15 protein-coding genes and 3 pseudogenes are annotated in these 22501 nt (G+C 53.6%); 14 read left to right on the top strand and 4 right to left on the bottom strand.

What is annotated here, in order from left to right:
• Window positions 1–71: 71 nt before the first annotated feature.
• Window positions 72–1037, bottom strand: a complete 966-nt coding sequence (locus H3L95_RS02840) for a TIGR03571 family LLM class oxidoreductase (protein WP_003755193.1) — start codon at window positions 1035–1037, stop codon at window positions 72–74.
• 179 nt (window positions 1038–1216) lie between these two features.
• Between H3L95_RS02840 and H3L95_RS02835 the strand changes: the two genes are divergently transcribed.
• Window positions 1217–2116 carry a LysR family transcriptional regulator gene (locus H3L95_RS02835; RefSeq protein WP_040667829.1) on the top strand — a complete coding sequence of 300 codons (900 nt, stop codon included), beginning with the start codon at window positions 1217–1219 and terminating at the stop codon, window positions 2114–2116.
• Between the two features lie 218 nt (window positions 2117–2334).
• On the top strand, window positions 2335–3678 hold the full coding sequence (locus H3L95_RS02830; protein WP_003755202.1) for an FAD-dependent oxidoreductase: 1344 nt from the start codon (window positions 2335–2337) through the stop codon (window positions 3676–3678).
• 54 nt (window positions 3679–3732) lie between these two features.
• On the opposite strand, the pseudogene H3L95_RS02825 reads toward H3L95_RS02830, so the two are convergent.
• Window positions 3733–4290: pseudogene (locus H3L95_RS02825) on the bottom strand (transposase); the annotation flags it as partial.
• A gap of 544 nt (window positions 4291–4834) precedes the next feature.
• Between H3L95_RS02825 and H3L95_RS02820 the strand changes: the two are divergent.
• The 6 genes and pseudogenes from H3L95_RS02820 to H3L95_RS02795 all read left to right on the top strand — a co-directional run bounded on the left by H3L95_RS02820 (window position 4835) and on the right by H3L95_RS02795 (window position 12473).
• Window positions 4835–5842, top strand: a pseudogene (locus tag H3L95_RS02820) (IS5 family transposase).
• A gap of 232 nt (window positions 5843–6074) precedes the next feature.
• A complete protein-coding gene (locus H3L95_RS02815) occupies window positions 6075–7505 on the top strand; it encodes an efflux transporter outer membrane subunit (protein ID WP_241429738.1) in 1431 nt (476 codons plus the stop codon).
• 49 nt (window positions 7506–7554) lie between these two features.
• Entirely contained in the window at window positions 7555–8361 is an 807-nt protein-coding gene (locus H3L95_RS02810; RefSeq protein WP_003760186.1) for an IS481 family transposase, read from the top strand.
• Window positions 8362–8440: 79 nt separating this feature from the next.
• On the top strand, window positions 8441–10102 hold the full coding sequence (locus H3L95_RS02805; protein WP_003760188.1) for an MFS transporter: 1662 nt from the start codon (window positions 8441–8443) through the stop codon (window positions 10100–10102).
• 86 nt (window positions 10103–10188) lie between these two features.
• Window positions 10189–11343, top strand: coding sequence for an HlyD family secretion protein (locus H3L95_RS02800; RefSeq protein ID WP_182096200.1), 1155 nt, complete (start codon window positions 10189–10191; stop codon window positions 11341–11343).
• A gap of 192 nt (window positions 11344–11535) precedes the next feature.
• A pseudogene (locus tag H3L95_RS02795) lies at window positions 11536–12473 on the top strand (NAD(P)/FAD-dependent oxidoreductase).
• A gap of 898 nt (window positions 12474–13371) precedes the next feature.
• On the opposite strand, the gene H3L95_RS02790 reads toward H3L95_RS02795, so the two are convergent.
• Window positions 13372–13719 carry a hypothetical protein gene (locus H3L95_RS02790; RefSeq protein ID WP_259345825.1) on the bottom strand — a complete coding sequence of 116 codons (348 nt, stop codon included), beginning with the start codon at window positions 13717–13719 and terminating at the stop codon, window positions 13372–13374.
• 523 nt (window positions 13720–14242) lie between these two features.
• Here H3L95_RS02790 and H3L95_RS02780 point away from each other — a divergent pair.
• The 3 genes from H3L95_RS02780 (at window position 14243) to H3L95_RS02770 (ending at window position 16465) form a co-directional block, all read left to right on the top strand.
• On the top strand, window positions 14243–14986 hold the full coding sequence (locus tag H3L95_RS02780) for a hypothetical protein (RefSeq protein WP_003760209.1): 744 nt from the start codon (window positions 14243–14245) through the stop codon (window positions 14984–14986).
• A gap of 328 nt (window positions 14987–15314) precedes the next feature.
• On the top strand, window positions 15315–15665 hold the full coding sequence (locus tag H3L95_RS02775) for a helix-turn-helix domain-containing protein (protein ID WP_003756443.1): 351 nt from the start codon (window positions 15315–15317) through the stop codon (window positions 15663–15665).
• Window positions 15569–16465, top strand: coding sequence for an IS3 family transposase (locus H3L95_RS02770; RefSeq protein ID WP_040668852.1), 897 nt, complete (start codon window positions 15569–15571; stop codon window positions 16463–16465). Before H3L95_RS02775 ends, H3L95_RS02770 begins: the two co-directional genes overlap by 97 nt.
• A gap of 80 nt (window positions 16466–16545) precedes the next feature.
• Here the strand turns inward: H3L95_RS02770 and mltG are convergent, their stop codons facing one another.
• Complete coding sequence (gene mltG, locus H3L95_RS02765) at window positions 16546–17541, bottom strand: endolytic transglycosylase MltG (RefSeq protein WP_003760214.1); 996 nt, start codon at window positions 17539–17541, stop codon at window positions 16546–16548.
• A gap of 128 nt (window positions 17542–17669) precedes the next feature.
• Here mltG and ampD point away from each other — a divergent pair, with 128 nt between their 5' ends.
• From ampD to ligA, 3 genes are all read left to right on the top strand, one after another.
• Window positions 17670–18242, top strand: a complete 573-nt coding sequence (gene ampD / locus H3L95_RS02760) for a 1,6-anhydro-N-acetylmuramyl-L-alanine amidase AmpD (RefSeq protein ID WP_003760216.1) — start codon at window positions 17670–17672, stop codon at window positions 18240–18242.
• Between the two features lie 234 nt (window positions 18243–18476).
• Entirely contained in the window at window positions 18477–19733 is a 1257-nt protein-coding gene (locus H3L95_RS02755; protein ID WP_003760219.1) for a cell division protein ZipA C-terminal FtsZ-binding domain-containing protein, read from the top strand.
• A 137-nt stretch (window positions 19734–19870) separates the two neighbouring features.
• Window positions 19871–22345, top strand: a complete 2475-nt coding sequence (gene ligA / locus H3L95_RS02750) for an NAD-dependent DNA ligase LigA (RefSeq protein ID WP_040668854.1) — start codon at window positions 19871–19873, stop codon at window positions 22343–22345.
• Window positions 22346–22501: the final 156 nt, after the last annotated feature.

Raw genomic sequence — 22501 nt, 5'->3', positions numbered from 1 at the left:
CACAAAAAAGCCGTCTGAAAAATGGATTCAGACGGCGTTTAGCATTTCAGGCAGCCTGAAACCCCCAAATCTCACACCGCAAAATGCGGTATCACGTTTTCGGCGAAATCCTGAATGGTTTCCAGCGCGCCGCGCCGTGTGGGTTTTAAGTTCACGGTAATGTGTGCCACGCCGTCGGCCTGCTGTTTCTGCCAAAACTCGACGATGCCTTTGGCGCCGCCGCGCAGGTAGATGTTATTGTAGAACTCGGCGGGCGCGTTCGGGTCTTCCAAGAGTTCGACGAAATTCGCCACGCCAAAGGGTTTCCAGGTTTCGCCGTCGCCCAATTCTTTGAGCGTGTTGACGATGTCGCCCAGTTTTTCGGGGGCGATGCCGTACCAAATCCATGCGTCGCTTTCGCGGGCAATCCATTCCAGCTCTTGGCGGGCGCGGCCAATGGCGAGCATCGGCAAACCGTGTGCGGGTTTGGGCACCAAGTCCAAATTGCCGCTGAATCTGCCGTAGTGTTCGCTATTGAATGCGGGGAATTTTTCCTGCGTCAGGCGGCGGATGATTTGCCACGCTTCGCGGTAGCGTTCGGCGCGGTTGTTGAAATCGGAGGCAAAGGCGGGGTATTCGGTGGGACGGTCGCCGCTGGCCAAGCCGAGCAGGAAGCGGCCGCCGCTGATTTGTTCCACCGACGCGGCTTCTTTGGCGGTGAGCACCGGTTCGCGCAGCGGCGACACATAGCCCGCCGAGCCGAGCGCAACGTTTTGGGTGAGCGCGGCGAGATAACCCAGCGTTACCGACGGGTCGTAAATCTGCGCGACATCGCCAAAACTCGGGTCGTAAAACGGCACATCGCGCACCCACAGCGTGGCAATGCCGCTTTGGTCGGCGGCTTTTATCACGGTGGCGAAGTCGTCCATTTCGGGCACGGGGCTGTCGGGATAGCCTTTGAAGGGCGCAATCAGGCCCAATGTGAGTTTGCCCGGTTGGAAAGTGCGGGCGAAACCGCGATGGTTTTGCAGGCGTTCGGGTAATTTCAGCGCAGTCATTTTTTTGCTCCTTGTGATGTGTTTTTGCACGGGATGAAGTATATTTGTTTTATTCGGGAATGTGCTTCCCTAATCTCGGGCAAGAAAATACCAAATGTAGGTCGGGCATTGATGCCCGACGTTTTTAAATTTACCTGTATTTGTCGGGCATAAATGCCCGATCTGCGCAAGAAAAATTTATGGAACTCAACAATCTCAACGATATGACCGCCTTTGTCGCCAGCGTAAAAAGCGGCTCGTTTACCGCCGCCGCCAAACAACTCGGGTTGACCCGCTCCACCATCGGCAAACGCATCGCCCGCCTTGAAGCGCGGTTGAACGTGCGCCTTTTGCAGCGCAATACGCGCAACCTTGCGCCCACCGATGAAGGGCGGCTGTTTTACGAACGCTGCACCGCCGTGTTGGAAGAGCTGGAAAACGCCGAGCAATGCCTTGCCCAACGCAGCATCGAGCCGCAAGGCCGTCTGAAAATCAGCGCGCCGCTGGTGTTGGGCAAAACCATCTTGCCGCCGCTGTTGGCGGATTTTCTCCACCGCTATCCGCAAACCAGCGTCGAACTCTCACTCACCGACGACTACGCCGACCTGATTTCAGACGGCTACGATCTCGCTCTGCGCAACGGCAACCCGCCCCAATTCGACAGCCTGATCGCCCGCACCGTCGGCAGCCAGCAAATGCTCACCTGCGCCGCCCCAGGCTATCTCGTTCAACACGGCACGCCGCAAAGCCCCGACGATTTGGCACACCACCAATGCCTGCATTTCCTACACGGCGGCCGCGTCAGCCGCTGGCGTTTCCAGCAAAAAGGCAAAGAAACCACCTTCCAAGGCAGCGGACGCTTCAGCGCCGACAACGGCGAAGCCCTGCTGGAACTCGCGCTGTCCGCATTCGGCATCGTGCAACTGCCGCATTATCTGGTGCAAACCGCCCTCGATTCAGGCAGCCTGAAAAGCGTTTTAAATGATTTCCAATCCAAACCCGTGCCCGTGATGGCGGTGTATCCCAGCCGCAAACAGCTCTCGCCCAAAGTGCGGGCGTTGGTGGATATGATGGGGGAAGCGTGGGGGAAGGCCGTCTGAGATGCCGCCGGCCATTCCAAAAAAGCTGCCTGAAAAACAAAAAAGGCCGTCTGAAAACCTAATTCCGGGTTTCAGACGGCCTGAGAACTTTGCAAAATCCCCCAAAATCCCCTAAATGTCTTGGTGGGATTTTGGGGGATTTTGCAAAGGTCTCATGTAAAAATAAATCGATAAGGTATATAATTGGCGCGCAATCCATCATTTCACAGAGACAAATTATGCACACACAAAATCTTATTATCGGCTTTGGCAAAGCGGGCAAAACGCTGGCGGCAGATTTGGCGAAACACGGGCAGCAGGTCGTGCTGGTGGAACAGTCGGCGCAGATGTACGGCGGCACTTGCATCAACATCGGCTGTATTCCCAGCAAAAAACTGATTGTCGAGAGCGAGCAGCGCGGGCATAACGCCGACAAAGCGGCAGTGTTTGCGGCGGCGATGAACGCGAAAAACACCCTGATTCCGAAATTGCGCGCCGCCAATTTCGCCAAACTGGACAATCTGGACGGCGTAACCGTGCTCAACGCGCGCGCCGAGTTTCTCGACGATCGCACGGTCAAACTGACTGACCCAGACGGCGGCGAGCAAACCCTTACCGCCGAACGCATTTTCATCAACACCGGTGCCACCCCGCGCCGCCTGGGTGTGGCGGGCGAAGACAGCCCGCGCGTACTGGACAGCACCGGTGTGCTCGCGCTGAACGAACGCCCGCGCCGCCTCGTCATCATCGGCGGCGGCTACATCGGCTTGGAATTTGCCTTTATGTTCCACGCTTTCGGCAGCGAAATCACCATTCTCGACGGCGGCGACCGCTTCCTGCCGCGTGAAGATCGCGACATCGCCGAAGAAATGCTGCGCGTATTAAACAGCAAAGGCATCAAGGTGTTGCAAGGCGTGAAGATTGAAGCGTTCCGCGACAATACGGCGGACACCAGCGTCATCACGTCGCAAGGCGAATTTACCGCCGACGCGGTGTTGGTGGGCGTGGGGCGCGTGCCGAACACGCAAGGATTGGGTCTGACAAACGCGGGCATCAAAACCGACCAGCGCGGCTTCATCCTCGTTGACGACCATCTGCGCGTGCAAGGCAAAAACCACATCTGGGCGATGGGCGACGTGGCGGGCAGCCCGATGTTCACCTACATCTCGCTCGACGACTACCGCATCGTGCGCGAACAGCTTTTCGGCGACGGCAAACGCAACCGCGCCGACCGCACCCCGTTCCCGACCGCCACCTTTACCGAGCCGCCGCTCGCTCATATCGGCTTAACCGAAACCGCCGCGCAGCAATCGGGGCGCGAGGTGAAAGTGTTGAAACTGAAAGCCGACGCAATTCCGAAAGCCAAAATCCTCAACCAAACCGACGGCCTGCTCAAAGCCGTGGTGGACGCGCACAGCGGCGAAATTCTCGGTGTAACCCTGTTCTGCGCCGAAGCGCACGAGATTATCAACCTGTTCAAAATGGCGATCGATCACCGCATCCCCGCCACCTACATCAAAAACCAAATCTTCACCCACCCGACCATCGCCGAAGGGCTGAACGATTTGTTCGCGGGCTGCTAAAAAACTGGTTGTAAAACGACCGCACTTGATACGGAAATGCCGTCTGAAAGCGATTTCAGAATCGGTGCGGGTATGTTGTTTGTAACCAAGTTTGTAGAGGCCGTTTTTCTTTGTCCAACGGGCATCTTTGTCCTTACTCGGTGTGGTTTGGCCGCTGACTTGTCCTTCTTCATCGACTTCTATAGCCTGACGCTGTTTGCTGCCGGCAGTTTGAATAATGGTGGCGTCAATGACGGCGGCGGATGCTTTCTCTATTTTTAGGCCTTTTTCGGTCAGTTGGCGGTTAATCAGTTCCAGCAATTCGGACAGGGTGTCGTCTTGCGCCAGCCAGTTGCGGTAGCGGCATAAGGTGCTGTAATCGGGGATGCTCAGTTCGTCAAAACGGCAAAACAGGTTGAAGTCGATGCGGGTGATGAGGCTGTGTTCGAGTTCGGGATCAGAGAGGCTGTGCCATTGTCCGAGCAGGACGGCTTTGAACATGGACAGCAGTGGATAGGCGGGACGGCCACGATGGTCTCTAAGGTAGCGGGTTCTTTGACGATTCAGGTACTGTTCGATCGGTTGCCAATCAATCACTTGATCCAACTTCAATAGTGGGAAGCGATGGAAAATCCTCTAAATGTCTTGGTGGGAGTTTAGGGGGATTTTGCAAAGATCTCGGTGTATAGGAAGGAATTTGGCGGTAAAGTATTTGCGATATTCCTTATGCTTTTATCAAATTGCTGTTCAGAGCTGCTATGGAGCGTTTTGATGTTGATTGGCATATCGCTTTGCAGCCATTTTGTCATTGCGCGATGACAAAACGATAGCGAAATAGTGACAAAATGTGCGCGAGATTATAACGCCGTGTAAAAAATAAGATCTAAAATTTGGTCTTTTTCACTTTATTTTTACATATTTATGCGATAAATTGAAATATTAAAATCAACTAATTGATTTTGAGCGATTATACAATTTACATTTTTTTATAATATAGAAACAACCATTTTGAGTTACATATAATTAAATATTGTAAAATATAACACAAAAAAATGAGAGAAACCTTATAAAATAAGGTTTCTCTTTTTTACACTTTTATTGACACAGGCGGATTGAGACCTTTGCAAAATTCCCCAAAATCCCCTAAATTCCCACCAAGACATTTAGGGGATTTCTCATGAGCACCTTCTTCCAGCAAACCGCCCAAGCCATGATTGCCAAACACATCGACCGCTTCCCACTATTGAAGTTGGATCAGGTGATTGATTGGCAGCCGATCGAACAATACCTGAATCGTCAAAGAACCCGTTACCTTAGAGACCACCGCGGCCGTCCCGCCTATCCCCTGTTGTCCATGTTCAAAGCCGTCCTGCTCGGACAATGGCACAGCCTCTCCGATCCCGAACTCGAACACAGCCTCATCACCCGCATCGACTTCAACCTGTTTTGCCGTTTTGACGAACTGAGCATCCCCGATTACAGCACCTTATGCCGCTACCGCAACTGGCTGGCGCAAGACGACACCTTGTCCGAATTGCCGGAACTGATTAACCGACAACTGGCCGAAAAAAACCTAAAAGTAGAGAAGGCATCCGCCGCCGTCATTGATGCCACCATTATTCAGACCGCCGGCAGCAAACAGCGTCAGGCCATAGAAGTCGATGAAGAAGGGCAAGTCAGCGGCCAAACCACACCGAGCAAAGATAAAGATGCCCGTTAGACAAAGAAAAACGGTTTATACAGACTCGGTTACAAACAACATACCCGTACCGATGAGGAAGGCTATATCGGGAAACTGCAGATTACCCCCGCCAATGTCCATGAGTGCAACCATCTGTCGTCTTTGTTGGAAGGCATTGCCGAAGGTACGACCGTCTATGCCGACAAAGGCTACGACAGCAAGGAAAACCGGCAACATCTGAAAGAGCATCAGTTGTTAGACGGCATTATGCGCAAAGCCCACCGCAACCGTCCGCTGACGGAGGCGCAAACCAAACGCAACCGATATTTGTCGAAGACCCGTTATGTGGTCGAACAAAGCTTCGGTACGCTGCACCGTAAATTCCGCTACGCCCGGGCAGCCTATTTTGGTCTGCTCAAAGTGAGTGCGCAAAGCCATCTGAAGGCGATGTGTTTGAACCTGTTGAAAGCGGCTAACAGGCTAAGTGTGCCTGTTGCCGCCTAAAAGGCGGCCCGGATGCCTGATTATCGGGTATCCGGGGAGGATTAAGGGGGTATTTGGGTAAAATCAGGAGTAATTAGGAGCGGAAATAGACGAAAACCTGTGTTTGGGTTTCGGCTGTTGGGGGAAAAGGAATTTTGCAAAGGTCTCTGCCTTTTGCGTTGAAGTTTTCCAACCCCCGCCCGATACGTTTTTCGTTATAATCATCCCGATTCCTGTTTATATATATTTCAAAATGTTCAAACGCTTCCCTTTATTTTTCCTCTGTGCCGCACTGTTTTCGGGCTGCGCCACTCATCCCAAGCACACCCCCGCCGCCGTGGAAACCGCCGAAACGCTCGGTCTGCCCGCCAGCTCGCAGCCGCCGATTGCGCCGCAATGGTGGCGTGCGCTCAACGATGCCAAGCTCGACAGCCTGATTGACACCGCCCTCGCGCGTTCGCCCGATTTGGCGGCGGCACAGGCGCGCTTGCGGCAGGCGCAGGCGGGGGCGGATTTGGCGGATTCGCAGCGCGGCGTGAAGATTGGATTGGGGCTGAGCGGCGCACTGCTGCACCGCGACGGCGTAAACGAGCGCGAGAAGCCCGAACTCATCAGCGATTTGGAAAAGCGGCTGCTGGGCGACCACGGCACCAATATCACTTATGAATCGCTGCAACTGCAAGGGCAATGGTCGCCCGATGTGTTCGGCAAATACAAGCACCAGCTGGAAGCTGCGCTGGGGCAGCAACGCGCCGTGGAATACGAAATCGCGCAGACGCGGCTGCTGCTGGCGCAGGGCGTGGCGACGTATTACCGCCAATGGCAGTTGCTGCTGGAAACGCGGCAGCGCGTGGCGCAGCGGGCGCAGTTGAATCGCGAACGCGAGCAGGTGGTGCGCGAGCTGATTCGCGCAGGACAACTTGCACCGAGCAAACTCTATGCCGTGCAACAGGGCAACAGCCGTTTTCAGGCTGCCTTGTCAGATTTGGACGGCAATATTGCCCAAGTGCGCCACGCGCTTGCCGCGCTGACAGGACAACCGGCGCAGGCGTTGGACACTTTCACGCCCAATCCCGCCACCACCACCCCCGCACCGCCCGTGTCGCAGCTCACCGCCGATTTGCTCGGCAAACGCCCCGATTTGGCGGCGCAGCGCGAGGCACTGACCGCCCGCCGCCATCTGGTTGCCAGCGCGAAAACCGAGTTTTATCCGAACATTACCATCAAGGCGCTGGCCGGCTTGTCCAATGTGGAAATCGGCAACCTGCCGCATTCGTCGTCGTTTCTCGCCGGACTGCTGCCGAGCGTGAGCCTACCGATTTTTACTTCCGGCACGTTGCGGGCGAACCTGTCGCGCAAGGAAGCCGAGTTTGACGAGCAGGCGGCGCGTTACAACAAAAACGTTTACACCGCCCTGCGCGAGGCGGCCGACGCGCTGACGCAATACGAAACCGCTGCCGCAGCCGTGCGCGACCAAACCGAGATGACCGCGCTGGCCCGCAAAAACGCCGCCGCCGCGCAAAGCCGCTACCGCGCGGGGCTGGACAACAAGCTTGACTGGCTCGCCGCGCAGGACGAAACCCTGCAAAACGAAGCGCAACTGGCGCAGGCACAGGCGAAGCTATTTACCGCGTGGCTGGCGTTAAATACCGCCTTTGGCGGAGGTTTTGCGGCGGACAAATAAGGTGTAGAAATCCCTAGCGTTGTTTACAGTATTTCAGGAGAATACTGACATGAACATGCACAAAAATACCCGCCTCACCCCGCACCACCGCCAAGCCATTTGGACAGCATACACACAGGAGAAGGAAAGCGTAAGCTCATTGGCACGGCGTTACCAAGTCAGCCGTGTCACCATCTATCGCGCACTTAAAGCCGCAAGGGGTAGGCTGCTCAAACCCCAAACCAGCACCAACAACCGTTTCAAACAGGCAAAGTACGGAATGAAACGCCTAGCCAAGGTAGAACGCAGCATTCAGAAAAAACTCAAAAGGCAGGCCAAACGCTACAATAAATCCTACCCCGGAGAGCTGGTACATCTCGATACCAAACGGCTGCCGCTGCTCAAAGGTCAGAAAGCCACCGACAAACGAGATTACCTGTTTGTCGCCATTGATGATTTCTCAAGAGAACTGTATGCCGCCATCCTGCCGGACAAAACCGCAGACAGTGCGGCCAAGTTCCTAACGGAACAAGTCATCGAACCCTGCCCCTATTTGATCGAGTGCGTGTATTCGGACAACGGCAGCGAATATAAAGGCGGGGCAAGTCATGCTTTCGGTACTGCCTGTTATGAAAACGGCATCAATCAAAAGTTTACCCGTCCAGCCCGTCCGCAGACCAACGGCAAAGCCGAGAGGGTTATTCGGACGATTATGGAAATGTGGCACGAAAAGCAGAGTTTTGACAGTCGGGAACACCGGCAAAAGGAGCTGTGCCGATTTGCGAACTTTTATAACACCGTGAAGCCGCACGGTAGTCTGGGCGGCGATACGCCGTTTGAGGTCTTGCAGGCTTACTTTTCTCAACCTGTGGTGTAAACAATGCGGTTATTTTCTACAGCTGAGGTAGCCTAAAAATCTAAAACTTTGTCCCGTCCACCCCACCAAAGGAAACCCCATGCCCCTGCAATCCGGCGGCTACACCTTCAAGCCGCATGAAATGCCCTTTATGCCGGGTTCGCCCGCCTCGCCCGAGCATCCGAAAAAGCGGCGGCTCGCGTATCTTGCCATCGGTTTATTACTCGCGCTGTCGTCGGGCTTCCAAAACGGGCTGCTCACCGCCTCGCTGCCGCAGCTGCGCGGCGATTTGTCGCTCGATTTGCAGCAGGGCGGCTGGATTCAGGCGGCGTATTTCATGGCTTACGCCTGCATGAGCGTCCTCTTTTTCAAAGTCCGCAAGGCGTATGGCCTGCAACGCTTCGTCCGCATCACCCTGTTCGCCCAGCTTGCCGCCAGCCTACTGCAACTGGTTTATCACCATTACGAAGTGGAACTCATCGCGTGTGTTGCCGCCGCAATCGCCGCCAGCGGCCTGCTGGTGCTGTCGATTTACTACATGATGCAGGGCTTTACCGGCACGAAAAAGCTGGTCGGGCTGGTGTTCGGGCTGGGTCTGATGCAGGTCGGCACGCCGCTGGCGCAGAGCCTCGTGCCGCTGCTGTATGGCGACGGCGACCTCAACGGCGTGTTCGCCTTTCAGGCTACCCTCGCGCTCGCCTGCACCGCCTGCCTGTTCGCCCTGCCGCTGCCGCCCGGCATCACCGTGCGCAAATCGTTCACGCTGACCGACGCGCTCAGCTTTACCCTGTTCGCCTCCGGCATCGCGCTGTTGTGCGCCTTTCTCGTGCAGGGGCGCACGGTGTGGTGGACGACGCAGTGGCTCGGCTGGCTGCTCGCGGGCGGTGTGGGGCTGACGGGGCTGGCGTTGTACATCGAATCGACGCGGCACAAGCCGATGCTGGACTGGCACTGGATGACCGTGCCGCAAATCCTCATCTTCGCCGTGATGGGCGTGATGGCGCGGCTCTTGACCTCGGAGCAGACCGTCGGCGCGGCGGGGCTGATGGGCGCGGTGGGCGTGGGCAGCGCGCAGATGAGCACGTTTTACCTGATTGTTGCGGGCGGAATGCTGGCGGGTGTGGTCGGCAGCCTGATTTTGCTGGATATCAACGACATCCGCCGCCCCGTGATGGTTGCGCTCGCCTGTTTCGCCCTCGGTGCGTGGCTGGAAATCGGCGTGGGCATGCAGACCCGCCCCGCGCAACTTTATTTCAGCCAGTTTATCGTTGCCTTTGCCTCGCTGCTGTTTATGGGGCCGATGATGCTTGAAGGCGCACTGCGCGCGCTGGCGAAAAGCCCCGACCACATGATGAGCTTCTCCGCCGTGTTCGGCCTGTCGCAAACCCTCGGCGGGCTGGCGGGTGCGGCGGCATTCAGCGCGTTTTTAACTTACCGCACCCGCGACCACCTCGCCGCCATCGCGCAAAACCTGACCCTCTCCAACCCCGCGCTCGCCGCCGACATCCAGCGCAACGCCGCCGCCCTCTCCGCCACCCTCTCCGACCCGGTGCTGCTGCAAGGCCGCGCCGTCTCGCAAATCACCGCGCAGGCGGGCAAAGAAGCGTCGGTGGCGGCATACAGCGACCTGTTCGCGCTGCTGGCGGCGATGGCGGCGGTATCGACCCTCGTCGCCGTCGCCCTGTGGCTGTACCGCCGTTATTACAAGATTGATATTCTGGCGGCGGAGAAGGCGAAAGTGTTTGCGGCGTTGGGGAAATAGTGTTTCAGACGGCATTAAAGGCAGCCTGAAAACCACCGCACCAACCCATTAACCGAATCAACCCCCAAATCAACGGAAAGCAAAAAATGTCCCAACCCGACACCCCCGAACAACCCGACACCGAATCCCCAAAAACCGCCGTGCCGCAGCCCGAGATGCAGCCTGAAACGTCGTCTGAAACCCCGTCCGAGCCGCAAGAGCCCGCCCAATGGCAGCCTGAAAAACACCGTTTCGGCAGCATCGGCATACTCGCCGCCAGCGCAATCGGCGTGGTGCTTGCCCTGTATGCCTTCCGCCTGCCGCCCTTCGGCATGGGCGAGGTTTACACCAACAACGCCTATGTGCGCGGCAGCGTAACCGCCGTCAGCCCGCGCGTGGGCGGCTATGTGCAGAAAGTGCTGGTGCGCGATTTTGACAACGTAAAAGCAGGGCAGCCGCTGGTGGAAATCGACCCCGCGCCCTACCGCGCCAAAGTCGCCCAAGCCGAAGCTGGGCTGGCGGGGCAGCAGGCGGCGTTGAACAAAACCGCGCAGGACAAAGCCTCCGCCCTCGCCGTCTCCAAAGCCAACCAAGCCGCGATTGACAACGCCCGCGCCCAGCTTGACCGCGCCCGCCGCGAATGGCAGCGCATACAGGCGGTGAGTGCCGATGCCGTGTCGCAAAGCAGCCGCGATGCCGCGCAAACCGCCGTTAAACAAGCCGAAGCGGGCCTGAAACAGGCGCAGGAGCAATACGCCGTGGCGCAGCAGAACATCATCAACACGGGCGTAGGGCGCGAGGGCGCACAGGCGGGCATCGCCAACGCGCAAGCCCTGCTGGACTTGGCAAAACAGGATTTGGGGCATACTGTGATTTACGCGCCCGCCAGCGGCAAACTCGGCGAAGTCAGCGTAAAACAAGGGCAGCTTGTGAGCGCGGGCACGCAGCTGATGTCCGTCGTGCCGCCCGAACGCTGGATCATCGCCAACATCAAAGAAACCGATATGGCCAACGTGAAAATCGGGCAGAGTGCCAGCGTGAGTATCGACGCACTCGGCGGCAAGGCGTTCAGCGGCAAAGTCGCCGAAATCTCGCCCGCCACCGCTTCCGAATTCAGCCTGATTAAAGCCGACAGCGGCACGGGCAACTTCGTCAAAATCGCCCAACGCATCGCCGTAAAAATCGTATTTGACGCAGGGCAACAGGATTTGGAACGCCTCGCGCCGGGGATGTCGGCGGAAGTGAACATTGCTACGAAGTAAGGTAAAAGGTCGTCTGAAAAGTTTTCAGACGGCCTTTCAGACTGCTTTTTTTATTGAAGTAAAGCAAATCGGGCATTATCCGTGCATTAATTGCCCAACCCACTCAACAAAAAGCAGCCTCAAACTCCATTCCCCCATTTTCAGGCTGCCTTGTAAAATTCTATAATTACGCTTTTATGCCAAACCATTTATCTGCGAAAGTCCCACAACCAATTTGACGTTGCCGTCATCGGCGCAGGCCCGTCAGGCTCGGTTGCCTCCGCCCTGCTTAACAAACAGGGCTTCAAAGTATGCGCGCTGGAAAAACAGCATTTTCCGCGCTTTGTGATTGGCGAGAGCCTGCTGCCGCACTGCATGGAAATGCTGGAAGAAGCCGGTTTGGCCGATGCCGTGCGCGCCGAGAAAGGCTTTCAGTTTAAAAACGGCGCAGCGTTCGCATGGCGCATTTCACGCGCATCACCGACAACATCGCCGCCGAAGCCGATTTTGACCGCAACAAAATCCTTATTACCACCCACCCGCAGCACCGCGACGTATGGTTTTGGACAATCCCTTTCGGCGACAACACCTGCTCGCTCGGCGTGGTCGGCACACCCGACAAACTGGCGGGCGATTCCGAAGCCGTGTTGAAACAAATAGTGGCAGAATGCCCCAATCTGGTTGAATTTTTTAAACATTCCGAATGGGAAAACGGCTTCCCCTACCGCAGCATCCAAGGCTATTCCGCCAATGTTAAAGCCCTGCACGGCAAACATTTCGCGCTGTTAGGCAACGCCGCCGAGTTTATTGACCCCGTGTTCTCATCGGGCGTAACCATCGCGCTGCATTCCGCCAAACTCGCCGCTGACCTGCTTGCCCGCCAGCTCAAAGGCGAAGCGGCAGACTGGCAGCGCGAGTTCGCCGAGCCGCTGATGGTGGGCGTAAACGCTTTTCGCACCTATGTGGACGGCTGGTACGACAACCGTTTCCAAAACGTGGTGTACGCACCCAACCGCGCGCCCGAAATCAGCCGCATGATTTCCGCCATTCTCGCGGGCTATGCGTGGGATACGGCAAACCCGTTTGTAGAAAAATCGGAACAGCGGCTGAACACGCTGGCGGAACTGGTGGGGGATTTGGCGTTTGAATAGGTGTTGATGTCGTCTGAAAACAGTTGCAGGTCGGGCATTGATGCCCGACAAACACCGACCTGTTTATCTTAAAATGAGACCTTTGCAAAATTCCCCAAAATCCCCTAAATTCCCACCAAGACATTTAGGGGATTTTGGGGAATTTTGCAAAGGTCTCAAAAGGAGAAGAAATATTACAAACAGCTGTTCCGTTAATTGAGCAAATTGATGAGTTATTTTTCGGAAAGTTGGATAACAACGAAGAACAATTTAAGCATTTTCTTGTTAGATTAAACAAAAAATAAGAATATTATTTATGGAGTTGTCAATTTTGATAGCTCCATACTACATTTGAAACTCAAAAATAGAGCATAGCTATAGAACAGAAATTTATTCAAGAGAATTATTTACACCAAAATATAGAAGTCCTCTGTTTTATTTTCAAAAAGTAAAACAGAGAACATAAATGGTTGGCTCTTGAAAGCAATGTGTAAAAATTTTACGTTAATATTGTAAAATATAATGATATAATTACTCTGTTATCGGGGTTATTTTTACGTATTTTTAAGAAAGTCATCAATATTTGATTGCAACAAGTTGAAATAATTAGAGTTTTATTTTTTCATTCTTTCCTTATATAGAAACAACCCTTCTGAGTTACATAAACAATCCAACAATATTGCTTGATACAAACCGCCGAGGTTTGAGGATAGATTGGGTATCCGTATTGGATGAAAGCAATCCGTCAGACTTTGAAAGCCATTTACAAAAATGCTTTAAAATTTGACCGCGCTTTTATTGTCGATACCCTCCAAGCACAAAGGTCGTCTGAAACTTTAATTTTAGACGACCTTTTTCTTTGTGTTTAAACCGCTAAACAGTATTATCGAAAAGCAATAGAGATACCGATAAAACCGATTTACTCCTGCCAGATAATCTCGTGTTTAGAACCATAAGTAATCCTTTTAATATTGTGTTCAAGAGCAATTTCTTTATCTAGCTTTCCTGAATATTTTGAACCTGCCAATTTTTGAAATAAAGTAATATTCAGCTCATCATTGTGGGAAGTTGTCTTTATATCTGAAATGCCCATTGCGCTATTGCCTACTAAACCTGTCAAATGAACCTGCCTATAATCCTTAGCTTCATGGACAGTAATTTTGAAATTCCCAATATCATCCAACTTGATTTCATCATTAGCGAAAAAACAGCCGGACAATATCAAGCCGGTAATACCCAGCATAGCTACCTTAATTTTCATCGTCATTTTATCCTTCGATAGAAGCATCTTCTAGTGTGCCGTCAAAATTGCCATCCATAACAATACGGTATCTCTCAACAAATCTCCATCATTGAAGCCGACAATACGCAATTTAAAATTCTTTAGAATCATAAATAAAGTCTTGAAGATGACTTTCAGACGACCTAGCCGACAGTTTTACCCCTATTTATCCTGTTTATTGACAAGGCTCCAATGAGAAAAGTTCTTTGATAAGCGCTTTAGACGTATAAACCTACAAAGTATGATGTAATACTGTTTCTTACCCATTTAGAGTAAGTGTATAGATTATGGGTAACTCTTTTGCTGTATTGTCCTTGTTATTTAGAAAAAATAATAATACGGTAAGTTTTATTATGTATAGTGGATTAAATTTAAATCAGGACAAGGCGACGAAGCCGCAGACAGTACAGATAGTACGACAAGGCGAGGCAACGCCGTACTGGTTTAAAGTTAATCCACTATAATTTCAGGTTGTTTATCCATCATCCACCTTATCGTAGGAACGATTATGCCTCAAATGAAATTTAAATTATGGCTGCCGGTGTTGTTGGCTGCCGTTTTAGCAGCCTGTTCACAATCACATCAAGCAGTTGAAGCGCCTGCTGCCACCAATTCAGCCGTACCAAGCCAAAGTGCGCAAGCGGCAGAGAAATTAGGAACAAGCTGGGGCGATGAAGTGGAATCTTCCGTTCATTCCGTAAATTTGCGCCGTGTCAGCCAGGAACCTTTGGCGCAAAGCGTATTAAACTACTCTTCCAAAGATTATCGCGGCCGCAGCGTCAATTCGATTGCTTTAGCTTCAGGCAAAGTGGAATTGTCTGTACGCGGTGACGATGGCAGTCTGCTGCCGATATTCCGTGACAAAGGCAACTACTATCTGCGCGGTACAGACGGACAGTCATACCGTTTGGTCTATCAAAACAACAGCAACAAAACCTTGGAAATCGTAGCCAGCGTTGATGGTTTGGATGTGATTTCAGGCAAATCGGCTAGTAAATACGCCGACGGTTATGTCTTGTACCCTCATGATTCTTTAGAAATCGAAGGTTTCCGCAAAAGCAGCAGCGCGGTGGCGTCGTTTGTCTTCAGCAGCCCCCGCGACTCTTATGCCGCCAACTCGGATAATGGCTCCATCCGCAATACGGGTGTAATCGGCACTGCAATTTTCGAACTGTACGACCCAAACCGCAGCAGAAATGAACCACAAGCCTTTCCCGCCGATGACGGATACGCCAAACCGCCTACCCGATAAGGCATAAATAATAAAAGCGGTCTGTAAACCAAATAGGCTTCCAGACCGATTTTTATTTTGCAGTAGCAATGAAAATAAAATGACTTGATTAAAGATAAACAAGTAAATAGTTTGTTCTATAGTGGATTAACTTTAAACCAGTAAGGCGTTGCCTTGCCTTGTCGTACTATCTGTACTGTCTGCGGCTTCGTCGCCTTATCCTGATTTAAATTTAATCCACTATAAATCATCCTAAGACAAAAGGTCGTCTGAAAACCGGTTTTACAGATTTGAACTGCACCCCAAAAGTTGGACACATCCCCTCCAACTCACAAGGTGCAGTTTTTTTATGAGCAAATATACATTACACTTCAAATACCAAGCCGTACTCCACTACCTGCATATACGCAGCCAACAGCGTACCGCAGACCACTACGGCATTTCCCGAACCCACCTGAGACGATGGATACGCGCCTATCAAGAAGGCGGCATCGGCGCACTCGAACATCCCCAATCCAAAACCATGCCCCAACACCGCAAAAACCCCTTCATCGCAGATAAACCCGACCAAGAAAAAACGCAGGCAGAGCTTATTGAAGAGTTGTGCTATATGCGCGCAGAGGTTGCCTATCTAAAGGAGTTAAAAGCCCTCAGCCAAAAACAGACCGAAAAGGACAAAGCCAAACCGTCCAAACACTGAGGGCGCAACACCCGCTCAAATACCTGCTGCACATTGCAAACCTGCCCAAAAGCAGCTTCTACTACCACCACCAAGACCGGCCCGACCCCGACGAAGCCGACAAAGCCCTCCTTGTCGAAACCTACCGGCGGCATAAAGGACGCTACGGACAAAGGCGCATTGCCGCCGCATTAGATTGGAACCGCAAAAAAGTGGCGCGGTTGATGAAGCAGTTGGAACTGAAAGCCCTCATACGGGCGAAAAAAGCCTACCGCCATCCCGCCATGGGCGAGATATCGGAACACCTCCTCAAACGCCGGTTCAAAGCCCGAAAGCCCAACGAAAAATGGCTAACCGACGTTACCGAACTCAAAGGGAAGGACGGCAAACTGTACCTCTCGCCAATCTTGGACTTGTTCAACCGGGAAATCGTCGCCTACGCCATGAGCCGCAGAGCCGACAGCGAAATGGTGAAGGAAATGCTCGAAAAAGCCGCGCCCCGTCTGACTGATAAAGGAACGATGCTTCATTCGGACCAAGGTGTGCTGTACCGTACGGCGGGGTATAGGGAATTGCTTGCGGAGCATTCCATGGTTCAAAGCATGTCGCGAAAGGCGAACTGTTGGGACAATGCGCCGATGGAAAGCTTCTTTGCGGTGTTGAAGACGGAGTGTTTCTATAACGCAGGTGAATTGACGGTAGATGAATTGATGAAGCAGATAGATGACTATATGGATTACTACAACCGGGAGCGTTGCAGTTTGAAATTGAAAAAGCTGAGTCCTGTCGCATACAGAACCCAGCTTGCACAGAGCGCCTGAATAGGCTTTTATGAGTGTCCAAGATTTGGGGGCCAGTTCAATTTTCAGACGACCTTTATGCTTTTGAGGCTCAGTTCAACCTATTTCTTCAAAATATATTTGCGTACAGCGGCGTTGTGTTCTTCCAGATTATGGCTGAACTGGCTCAAGCCGGTGCCGTCCATTTTGGAGACGAAATAGAGGTATTTTTCATTCGACGGATGCGCGGCGGCTTCAAGGGCGGCTTTGCTCGGCAGGGCGATGGGGGTCGGGGTTAAGCCGCTGCGGGTGTAGGTGTTATACGGCGTATCGCGCTGGAGGTCGGCTTTGCGGATTTTGCCTTTGTACGCGCTTCCCATGCCGTAAATCACGGTCGGGTCAGTCTGCAGGCGCATGCCGATGTTGAGGCGGTTGACGAATACGGAAGCAACATGGGCGCGGTCGTCTTCGTGGGCGGTTTCTTTTTCAATCAGGCTCGCCATAATCAGCATTTCATACGGATTTTTGTAGGGCAATCCGCTTTGGCGATCCTCCCAAGCGTCGTTCAGACGACGTTGCATGGTTTGATAAGCGGTTTGGTAGATTTGCAAATCGCTGCTGCCTGCGTCGATTTCGTAGCTGTCGGGGAAGAACTGGCCTTCCGGGTTGCTGCTGAGCGCATCTGGGGCAACTGCCTGCATGAGTTCCGCATCGCTCCAGCCGCGTGTTTTATGTTCGATGTCGGGGGTGTTATCGATGATTTTACGCATGGTGGCAAAACGCGAACCTTCGACGATTTGAACGGTAACAGCATCGGGTCTGCCGTTGCGGATTTTCTGTAAAATGCCCCATGCGGAAATGTTGGAAGGGAGGCGGTACGAGCCGGCGTTGAGTTTATTGTGTGCGCCTATCATATAGGCGGCTGCGACCAAAACGTGGCGGTTGTAAACGATTCCGTCTTCGGCAAGTGTACGGCTGACGGAAGAGATGCCTTGGTTTTTGGCAATTTTGATACGGTATGCTTTGTTGTTGTCTTTGGGAACAAACAGCAAGGCGGCGAACACGGCGGCAACGGCAACAAAAAATACCGCAAACCATTTCAACATTTTTTTCAGCATGGTAGGATTTTTGATTTGTGAACGTCGGGCGACAGTATAACCGAAATGTGCACCCCATTCCCGCACACCCGCCCGACGTATGTTTTTTCCGCCTCAGTGGTCGTCTGAAATAAAGGGTCGTCTGAATTATGAATCTTCCGTCCGAATGCCAAGACATTGACTGGCAACAAGGCTGGTGGCAGCCTGCGCGCCGCGCGTTTTCACCAAACTTCGAACCGCGGGCAGAATCAGAAACCGTGTCGCTGGTGGTTTTACACAATATTTCGCTGCCACCTTTCGAATATGGGACGGGCGCGGTGGAAAAACTGTTTACCAACCGCATCGACCCCGATGAACATCCGTTTTTCAGCGTCATCCACACCTTGCGCGTTTCCAGCCACTTTTTGATTACCCGCGAGGGCGAGGCGGTGCAGTTCGTTTCTTGCGACGATATGGCATACCACGCAGGCGTATCGTCGTTTCGCGGACGCGAAAAGTGCAATGCGTTTTCGGTCGGTATCGAATTGGAAGGCTGCGATTTCGAGCCGTTTACTGAAGCACAATATCAAACGCTGGAAACTCTGTTGAAAGCGTTGGTCGGGCATTATCCCATCACCGCCGTTACCGGCCATCAAGACATCGCCCCCGACCGCAAAACCGATCCCGGCCACTTTTTCGACTGGCAAAGATTGCAGACGGCGGGTTTTCCGGTTGTCCGTTAATCGCTCAAAAATGCCATATAGCATTTTTCAGACGACCCAGCCCGATTTTGGGCTATCATTCACGGCATTTGCTGTCAGAAAAGTTTATTTTCGTTATAATTGAATGTTCATACGGGACAATCCGTGTCCGACTCCGACGAACTTACTCGCGGCAATACGATTCCGCATACGCCCAAAGGCAAACCACCCCGGGCAACGAAGACGGAATGCCGCTCTTACAAAAAGTGATTACCCATGATTTTCATCGTCTTAGGCTTGGCAGTCATCCTTGCCGTCATCGCCTACAATATGTACCAAGAAAACCAATACCGCAAACAGGTGCGCGAGCAGTTCGGCCACTCCGACAAAGACGCGCTCCTAAACAGTAAAACCAGCCATGTGCGCGACGGCAAAGAATCCGGCGGCAAAGGCCTGTTCGTCAAAAAAGCGAACAAAGCCCAAGAAGCCGCGCTGCGCAATCTGCAAGAACAAGACGAAATCTTCGCCGCCAAAGCCAAACTCGCCAAACCTTCCGCCATCAAAACCGATGTCGAGTTGGCGATTGAAGACGACTTTACCGACGAGCCGGTACAGCATACCGTCATCGGGCTGAACAACGAAATCACCACCCAAGCCGCCAGCGACGAACCGGTTAACCTGCCGTCCGCCGCCAACCAACCTTTGGTCAGCTTGGACGAATTGTCTCAAGTCGAATTGCCGTGGTTTGACCCGCGCTTCGACTACCTCGCCTACATCGCCCTCTCTGAAGCGCAAGAGCTGCACGCCCTGCCCCGCCTGTCCAACCGCCACCGTTTCCAAATCATCGGCTGCACCATGGACGACCGCTTCCAAGTTGCCGAACCGATTCCGAGCGTGTATTACCAAGGTTTCGTTGTCGGCCTGCAAGCAGTCAGCCGCAACGGTTTGGCAACCCAAGAAGAATTGCAACAATTCAACCAACAGGTTGACACCTTCGCCCAACTGATGGGCGGCAAGGTCCTCCACACCGATTTGGCGGCGTTTACCGAAGTCGCGCAGGCATTGGACACCTTCTGTGCCCGCGTCGATCAAACTATCGCCATCCACTTGGTTTCACACAGCAACATCAGCGGCGTCGAACTGCGCGCTTCTGTTGAAAACCTCGGTTTCGTGTTGGGCGAAGACGGCGCATTCCACTACACCGGACAAACCGGCAGCCCGATGTTTGCCATCCACAGTCTCACAGGCGACGCGTTTACCAACGCCCTCTTGGACAACCAGTCCTACAAAGGCTTCAGCATGTTGCTCGATATCCCGCACGCACCTGCCGGCGAAAAAACCTTCGACCTCTTCATGGACTTGGCGGTACGCCTCTCCGGTCAGTTGGGCTTGGATTTGGTCAACGACAAAATGGAAGAAGTTTCTACCCAATGGCTCAAAGACATTCGCAATTACGTCTTGGCGCGTCAGGAAGAAATGGTCAAAGTCGGCATCAAACCCGGCAGCAAACAAGCCCTGCGCCTGTTTTCCTAAAATCAAATGTAATCAAAGCGGATATGTCGTTACGGCATATCCGCTTTTTTTCGGGTAAAATTCATCTGTTTTCAACCTATCATTTTTCAGACGACCTTTGTCCGTATCAGACGAAGGTCGTCTGAAAACCCTCCTTCATGAATCAAACCGCACAACACATCCGCCACCTCACCGACCTCCTCAACCGCTACGCCTACGAATACTACACCCTCGACGCACCCAGCGTACCCGATGCCGAATACGACAAATTATTCCGCGAACTCGAAGCGTTGGAACGAAACCATCCCGAGCTCAAACTGCCCGACAGTCCGACCCAGCGCGTCGGCGGCGAGCCTTTGGCGGGATTTGCCGAAGTGCGCCACGAAGTGCCGATGCTGTCGCTGACCAACGCCTTTTCCCCGCAAGATGAAAACGGCGTGTTCGACCATGCCGAAATGTACGCTTTCGACCAACGCGTGCGCGACGGTTTGGACGGCGGCAATCCCGAATACGTTATCGAACCCAAATTCGATGGCCTCGCCATCAGCCTGCTCTACCGCGACGGCGTATTGGTGCAGGCTGCGACACGCGGCGACGGCACGATAGGCGAAGACGTTACCCAAAACGTCAAAACCGTCGCCAACATCCCCCTGCGGCTGCACGGCGATAATCCGCCCGAATTCATCGAAGTCCGCGGTGAAGTGCTGATGCTCAAAGCCGACTTTACCGCCCTCAATAAAAGACAAACCGAAAACGGGCAAAAACCCTTTGCCAATCCGCGCAATGCCGCCGCCGGCAGCCTGCGCCAACTTGATTCGCGCATCACCGCGCAACGCAAACTGCACTTTTTCCCCTACTCGATTGCCCGCCAGCAAGGCGGTTTCGCAGCCGAAGAACACATCCAAGAACTCGCCTATTTCCAAGAACTCGGCTTCAGCCTGCCTAACGGCAATTTCGGCTGTTTCAAAAATATCGGCGAAGTATTGGCGTTTTACGAACAAATGCAGCAAAAACGCCCCTCCCTACCCTACGAAATCGACGGCATGGTGGTCAAAGTCAACAGCTTGGCGCAACAACGCGAACTCGGCTTCATCTCCCGCGCGCCGCGCTGGGCGATTGCCCACAAATTTCCCGCCGAAGAAGCCCTGACCATCGTCGAAGCCATAGACGTGCAAATCGGGCGCACCGGCGCCGTTACCCCCGTCGCCCGCCTGCAACCCGTATTCGTCGGCGGCGTCACCGTCACCAACGCCACCCTGCACAATCAGGACGAAGTATCGCGCAAAGACGTGCGCGTCGGCGATACCGTCGTCGTGCGCCGCGCCGGAGACGTTATTCCCGAAGTCGTGCGCGTGATTTTCGAACGCCGTCCGATGCAGGAAACCGCCGTTTCCAACGTTTCAGACGGCCTCAAATACCAACAAGACGACCTCTTTGCCGAAACACCGTCTACCAATCAAACCCAATCCGTTCCGCTACACAAGCCCTACCGCCTGCCGACCCACTGCCCCATCTGCCGCAGCGAAATCGAACGCGAAGAAGGCGAAGCCGTCGCCCGATGCAGCGGCGGCATGCTTTGTCAGGCGCAACGCGCACAAGGCTTAATCCACTTCGCCTCGCGCAAAGCCATGGACATCGACGGCCTCGGTCAAAAACAAATCGAGCAGCTTGTCGCCCAAGACCTCGTCCGCCATTTCGCCGACCTCTACCGCCTCGACATCCCGACCTTGCAAAAAATGAAGGAAACGGCGGATAAAGTGTCGTCTGAAAACGAAAACGGCGACGCCGAAACAGTTTCAGACGACCTGTCTGAACTCAATACCCAAAACGGCAAAAAACAGCCGACCAAGTGGGCGGAAAACATCCTCGCAGGCATAGAAGCCAGCAAAACGCCCGAACTCACCCGCTTCCTGTTCGCGCTCGGCATCCGCCACGTCGGCGAACGCACCGCCAAAACGCTGGCACAGGCATTCGGCTCGCTGGAACACGTCCGCCGCGCACCCGAACCCATCCTCGCCTGCCTGCCCGACATCGGCACCGTCGTCGCCCGCTCCATCGCCCACTTCTTCGCCCAAGACGCGCAACAGGCGATGATAGACGAGCTGCTCGCCGCAGGCGTTGCCCCGCAAACCCAAGCCGTTACCATCCCGCCCGCCCGCCATGCCGAGCCGCAACGCTGGATTGCCCGCCTGCCCGGTTTCAAAATCAGCGAAAACAAAGCCCAAGCCTTATGGGAACTCGCCGGCAAAAGCATAGAAGGCCTGCAAACCGACAAAGCCCTGCCTGCTGACTGGCAAACATGGCGCAGCGAAACACAAAACGCCGCCCTGCTCGAAAACCTGAAAACCTTCTTCGCCCAAACGTCGTCTGAAAACCAAGAAGCAACGGTTTCAGACGACCTCAACGAAGCCGTAGCAGGCAAAACCTTTGTGTTAACCGGCACGCTGCCCACCCTCAAACGCGACCAAGCCCAAGCCTTGATCGAAGCCGCCGGCGGCAAAGTTTCCGGCAGCGTGTCCAAAAAAACCGACTACGTCGTCGCCGGGGAAGCCGCCGGCAGCAAGCTAGAAAAAGCCAACGCCTTGGGTGTGGCGGTTTTGAGTGAGGAAGAGCTTTTGACGATGCTGGATTAAGCATTTATTAAAGATACTCAAGGATATGACCGAGCCAATTTCCCGACTGTCCAAATCGTTGATTCTGTTCTCAATCAATTTGGCAACTTATCGGGGAATGAACACTCTAAACCTGTTGAACGCCTTTTAAATGCCTTACCTTTTTGCCGCCGACAA

Source organism: Neisseria sicca, assembly GCF_014054945.1.
GTDB lineage: Bacteria > Pseudomonadota > Gammaproteobacteria > Burkholderiales > Neisseriaceae > Neisseria > Neisseria sicca.
Note: the sequence above shows the minus strand (reverse complement) of the source record. Positions and strands in the feature narration are given on the sequence as shown.